We start from the raw sequence: 966 nt of genomic DNA on the forward strand, positions 1-966 counted from the left end.
GGAGGCCGAGGCGGCGCTGCACGCCGCGCTGGAGCAGGCCGACGCCGCGCCGCCCGGCATCGTGCATCTGGTGGGCGCCGGGCCGGGCGCGGCCGATCTGCTGACGCTGCGCGCCCAGCGCCTGCTGGGCGAGGCCGACATCATCCTGCATGACCGGCTGGTGCCCCAGGCGGTGCTGGCCATGGCCCGCCGCGACGCGCCGCGCATCTTCGTCGGCAAGGCGCGCGACCGGCACAGCCTGACCCAGGCGGAGATCAACGCCCTGCTGATCCGCCTGGCGCGGGAGGGAAAGCGGGTGGTGCGGCTGAAGGGCGGCGACCCCTTCGTCTTCGGCCGCGGCGGGGAGGAGCTGGAGGCGCTGCGCGCGGCCGGCATCGCCTGCGAGGTGGTGCCCGGCATCACCGCCGCCCTGGCCTGCGCCGCCCAGGCCGGCATCGCGCTGACCCATCGCGAGGCGTCGCGCAGCCTGACCCTGCTGACCGGCCACACGCGGGAGGGCGAGCTGGCGGTGGATTTCTCCGCGCTGGCGCGGCCGGGCCAGACGCTGGCGGTCTACATGGCGGTCACCACCCTGCCCGGGCTGTTCGCCGGCATGATGGCGGCCGGCGCCCGCCCGGACCTGCCGGCGGCCTTCTTCGAATGGGGCGGCACGCCGCGCCAGCGCGTGCTGCGCGGCCGCTTCGACGAGGTGGCGCGCGACGCCGCCGGCTGGATCGGCGACGGCCCCGGCCTGCTGCTGCTGGGCGAGGTCTGCGGCCGCTGAGGCGGTGCCGCGCTCCATAAGCAGTTTCTGATCCAAACTTGATGCAGCGCAAGGAAGGCGCCCGCCAGCGGGCCTAGGAAGGCCGGGCAGAAGGAATGCCCGCCTTGGCCTTGCGTGACGCCCCCGCCCCGCTCCTCGACCTGCCGCCGGCCCCGCTGGCGGAGGCCCCCGCCCCGCCTTCCGCCGCGCCGGTTGCCCGGGCC

The 966-nt window shown here is 76.6% G+C and carries 1 protein-coding gene; it reads left to right on the forward strand.

Annotated features, from left to right (window positions below):
- The coding region (gene cobA / locus HMPREF0731_RS21885) for a uroporphyrinogen-III C-methyltransferase (protein ID WP_007006439.1) at window positions 1–763 on the forward strand (763 nt) is incomplete at its 5' end.
- Between the last annotated feature and the right edge of the window lie 203 nt (window positions 764–966).

The sequence above is a fragment of the Pseudoroseomonas cervicalis ATCC 49957 genome, from assembly GCF_000164635.1.
GTDB lineage: Bacteria > Pseudomonadota > Alphaproteobacteria > Acetobacterales > Acetobacteraceae > Pseudoroseomonas > Pseudoroseomonas cervicalis.